This is a genomic window from Actinoallomurus acaciae (assembly GCF_042429965.1).
GTDB lineage: Bacteria > Actinomycetota > Actinomycetes > Streptosporangiales > Streptosporangiaceae > Actinoallomurus > Actinoallomurus acaciae.
Map to the genome: position 1 here is coordinate 1 of NZ_JBHLZP010000216.1, position 4,619 is coordinate 4,619.

The window sequence follows — 4,619 nt, forward strand, 5'->3', positions numbered from 1 at the left end:
CGGCCGGGACGAGGCCGAGGGGGCGCCCGGCGAGCCGCTCGGCGAGGTGCTCGGCCGTCGCGCCGGGATCCTCGCGGAGACGTCCCGCCGGGGCGAGACCGGGGGAGTAGGGGCCGAACGGCGTCAGGTCGATCGGCGGCTCGAGCCACTCGGACCACACCTCGGCCACGAACGCGGCGGGGTCGTAGGTGTCGATCTCGGCCACCGGCTCGGGCGCGATCTGCCCGGCCGACCAGGGCTGGGCGGAGTCGTCCAGAAGCAGCGGCCACAGGCCGGTCTCGGCGTGCGCCGCGTGGAACCGGGCCCACAGGCCGGGTGGCGCCGGCCCGTCGGTCATCCAGAGCGCCGGCCCCGCCACCCCCTGGTGCTGGGGGAAGCTCGGATCGGGCCACACCGGGTATCCGGACGGGAGTATCACGGAGAGTGACGGGTCCAAGGCGTGATCGGAGAACAACTCGTCTACGCCTGCCGTCAGCGGTTCGAGATCGTCCATCGCATCGCTCCGGCACCGGGCCTCCCGGCGCTGCGGGAGATCGTAATGCGACCGGGCCGCCCATGTGCGGGCGGCCCGGTCAAAGTGTTGTTTCTCTCGCGATGTCAGCTGTCCTTCGCGTGCGACCTGGCCACGGCGGCACCGGCCCCCGAGGTGAACACCGGCAGGTAACCCGACGCGTGGCCGGTGGCCGTCGGGTGGTACGAGCTGCCGATATCGGAGATGTTGACGGAGTGCAGCCAGTCGTCGCCGGAGCACAGCTCGTGCCCGGAGAACGTGCTGCGTACGTCGGCGAAGGTGAACTGGGCGTTCGAGGCCGCGGTGCTGATCACGCCGTCGAGCACGTCGGCCGCCTGGTTGAGCGCCACGTGCTTGGTGTGGCTCAACCCGACGCAGAATGTGTCGTTGGTGATGTACAGGTGCGGGTAGTCGAGAACGACGAAGCGCGCGGACGGGGCCCGGTTCCGCATTGTGCTGAACAGGTTGTTGAGGCTGCCCGGCAGCGTGTTCTTCGCGTAGCTCTCGGCGGTGGCGACGGCGTTCAGGCAATCCTGGTCACTGCCCAGGACGCACGTCTGCATCGTGCTGGAAAAGCCCGCGTCGTTGCCGCCGATCGTGATGCTCGCGAGCGTCGTGCTGGAGCTCAGGGCGCTGACCTGGTTGTTCAGCACGTCGCCGGTCTTGGCGCCGGAACACGCGACGAACTTGAACGACGCGGGGGCGTGCGAGGACGCCCACAGCGCGGCATAGGCCTTGCTGCTGCGCTGGCAGCCGCTGTCCAGGTCATAGGACCCGGTGCCGGTGCCGGAGGAGTAGGAGTCGCCGAGGGCGACGTAGTTGGTGGACGACGCGTACGCCGGCGAGGTGGCGGCGGTGACGGCGGCGGCCGCGAGGGACACGGCGCAGGCGGTCGAGGCGACGAGGCGGGGGAATTTCATCGGCTCTCCAAGGCGGGACTGACGCTCGCCTTACTCAAGCACCGTTTCCGCCTTTTGGGGAGCAGCCGAAATTGGCCGTTTTATGGATGGTTTCGCCGTTGACAAATATGCGGGGTATGTGTCAGATCTGTGAATCAGGCGAGCGTGACCTGGCGGTCGCGCCCGAGGGCGATGAGCGCCAGGTTCCGCAATGACGGCGAACCGGGCCGCAGGTAGTCACTGTGCCCCGCGGAGCCGGCCGCGAACACACGGGCGCCGAAAGCCGGGGAGACCGGGTCGTTGCCGAAGCCGAGTCCGATCACATGCACATGCGGTACGAACTGTATCCAGTCGCTCGACCCGCGTGCGGCCCAGACGTTGGCGCGCGTGCCGAGCGCGGCCACGGTCGCCGCCCGCATTCCCGGGCTGCCGAATGCCGCGACATCGTCCACGGGCAGACCCCGCAGCGCCTCGCCGCACACCACCGAGCCGTAGCTGTGGCACAGCAGCGTCGTGCCGGCCCCGGGGTTGAGCCGGTGCAGGTCGCGGACCAGCCGGCGCAGCCGCGGGGCGGCGGCGTCGGCGCGGACGTCCGTCATGACGCCGGCGCTCGTCACCTTCGGCGGGCTGTAGCCGAGCCACGCCACGACCGCCAGCCCCGAGTGCGGATCGAGCGCCCTCGCCTGTGCGAGCAGGGCACGCGCGCCGCCCCCGGGCGTGGAGTACGGACGGTCCCCGCGCGCGTCGAAGGTGGACAGCGTGGTGTCGGCGCCGGGTACGAAGATCGCCACCCGCCGGGCGTGCGCCAGGTCGCCGATGACCTCCACGGCCTGCCCGGTGCCGCGAGGGTCGAAGAAGAGGAACTGCCGGCCGGGCGCGAGGAGGCGGCTCAGCGACCGGGCCCGGCCGCGGTCCTGGATGCGCCGCGCCGTCTTCAGCGCCTGCCCGACGGCACGCCGGTTCGCCTTGTACCGCGCGGCGAGTGTGGACACGGAGATGGCGGGCAGCGCACCCGGCCGGGCGTACAGGTCCACCCGGGACGCGCCCAGCGTGGTCACCCAGACCGCGATGATGACGGCCACGGCCGCCAGGCACCTTCCCAGAACACGAGAGCGGGGAAGGCGCGGCGTGGCCATACGGGACATCCTCCAGGCATCGGGTGCGGGGGCCGGCTCCTTATACGGACCGGGGTCGGCGCGACAATCCCCGAGTCATCGACTGTGTCAGAGAAAACGCCGACATGTCCGGGATCTGGCCGCCATACGAAGTGAGACGGGCGGCCGAGGGATTTTGTTCCGACCGACCGCCGCCGATCCTACGGGGTGTTCCCCTGAGAGGGGTGTCGTCGGGAGGACGGGGCTTTCGGCGCGCACGGCGTGTCCGGGTCGCCCGTCCTCGCGGGCGCCAGATCTGGAGGCGGCCGGTCGCGCTGGGGTGATGGGTTGGCGAGCACTCCTCGGGGGCTGCCGGGCGTACGGCGGGTTTCGTGCCCGGGGTCTGCCTGGAGGTTGGCCGCGCCGGGGGTGTTCTCGCGACGGTGGGCCGGTGAAATTCCTCTCGGGGGCGATTGGTGCGCGTACGGCCGGGTTCCGTGTTCGGGTCGCCCGTTCCTGCGGCTGTGGCGGATGTCACGGCGGCCCCGGGGGCCGCCGGCCGTGGTTCGGCTGTCTCCGTGACGGCGGGTCGGCGAAACGCCTCTCGGGGGGTAGCGCGCGTACGGCGATTTCGTGTCCGCGGCGGCCTGTCCCGTGCTCACGGTGCGGCGCGGTTGGCCGCCTCCAGATCGCCGCGATGTGGGGGTAGGCGGCCCCGAACGCGGGACCTCGCCGTACGCGCGCGCCCGGCGGGCTGTTTCCCCGGCCCGCCATCACGAGAACAGCCGCGGCACGGTTGGCCGCCTCCTGACCGCCGCGATGCAGGGGCAGGCGCCCCGAACGCAGAACGTCGCCGTACGCGTGCCCCCGGCGAGCTGCCTCCCCGACCCGCCGCCACGAGAACAGCCGTGCCACGGTTGGCCGCCTCCAGATCGCCGCGATGCAGGGGCACGGTGCCCCGAACGCGGACCTCGCCGTACGCGCACCCTCCCGCGAACTGCTTCCCCGGCCCGCCGCCACGAGTACACCCCCACCACGGCCGGTCACCTCAGGCGGGGCGTTCTTGTGGCGGCGGGCCGGGGAAATGCTCCGGGGCGGTCGGCGTGCGTATGGCGACGTTCCGTGTTCGGGTTGCCCGCCCCCGTGGATGCGGCGGGCGTCACAGCGGCCCGGAGGCGGCGGGCCGCATCGGTGTGGTTACGCTCGTCGGATGGACGGCGGCCGGGGAGGCGAGATGGGGACGGAGACCGGATCGCGGCCGCCAGCGGTGACCGGGCGTGACCCACGTCGCCGTCGCGCGCTGCTCGACGCCGCCGACCGCATCATCCTCCGCGAGGGGCCCGACGTGTCCATGGCCTCGATCGCGGCCGAGGCGGGCATCAGCAAGCCGATTCTGTACCGCCACTTCGGCGACAAGAGCGGCCTCTACCAGGCCCTCGCCGAGCGCCACGTCCGTGTGCTGATCGACGGCGTCCGCACCGCGTTCCGCGGCCCGGGCGAACTCCGCGAGCGTGCGCGGGCCGCGATCGACACCTACCTCGCGACGATCGCCGCCAACCGGCACCTGTACGGCTTCCTCGTCCACCGCGCGGGCGCGGAGGACACCGCGACGCACAGCGTGATGGGGACGCTCATCCGTGGCCTGGGCGGCGAGCTCGCCGAAACGCTGCTGGCCGAGGGACGCCTGCGCGACCCCGTCCGCGGCCACATCTGGGGGCACGCCGTGGTCGGCATGGTCCAGGCCGCCGGAGAGTGGTGGCTGGAACACACGACCGTACCCCGCGCCGCCGTCGTGGACGGCATCGTGGACCTGTTGCTGGAGGGCCTCACCGCCGCCGGCAGCACCTGACCCCGGCCGTTACGGCGAAAGCCCGGTTTCGCGGTCCGCACGCTGCGCACGCTGCGGCACGCCGCGCGTGGAGCCACCGCCGGTGAGGCGGCGAGCCGAGACCGACCAGAGTTTTCCACAGTTGCCGCAGCGCCCTTCCCAGCACGGCTACCAACGCTGGACACTGGAAGTGGGCTGAAGCCCCCGGGCGGGAGGGGACCGCCTCCCGGAGGGGACCGCCTCCCGGAGGGGACCGCCTCCCGGAGGGGACCGCCTCCCGGAGGGGA

General features: G+C 72.3%; 3 protein-coding genes and 1 pseudogene. 1 reads left to right on the top strand and 3 read right to left on the bottom strand.

The window, feature by feature from the left end; genetic code table 11:
* The 3 genes and pseudogenes from ACFFNX_RS25960 to ACFFNX_RS25970 all read right to left on the bottom strand — a co-directional run.
* Window positions 1–493, bottom strand: a pseudogene (locus ACFFNX_RS25960) (DUF4253 domain-containing protein); the annotation flags it as partial.
* A 104-nt stretch (window positions 494–597) separates the two neighbouring features.
* Window positions 598–1,431 carry an SGNH/GDSL hydrolase family protein gene (locus ACFFNX_RS25965; RefSeq protein WP_378207510.1) on the bottom strand — a complete coding sequence of 278 codons (834 nt, stop codon included), beginning with the start codon at window positions 1,429–1,431 and terminating at the stop codon, window positions 598–600.
* 134 nt (window positions 1,432–1,565) lie between these two features.
* Entirely contained in the window at window positions 1,566–2,492 is a 927-nt protein-coding gene (locus ACFFNX_RS25970; RefSeq protein WP_378207513.1) for an alpha/beta hydrolase, read from the bottom strand.
* A gap of 1,222 nt (window positions 2,493–3,714) precedes the next feature.
* On the opposite strand from ACFFNX_RS25970, the gene ACFFNX_RS25975 reads away from it, so the two are divergent.
* A complete protein-coding gene (locus ACFFNX_RS25975) occupies window positions 3,715–4,353 on the top strand; it encodes a TetR family transcriptional regulator (RefSeq protein WP_378207516.1) in 639 nt (212 codons plus the stop codon).
* Window positions 4,354–4,619: the final 266 nt, after the last annotated feature.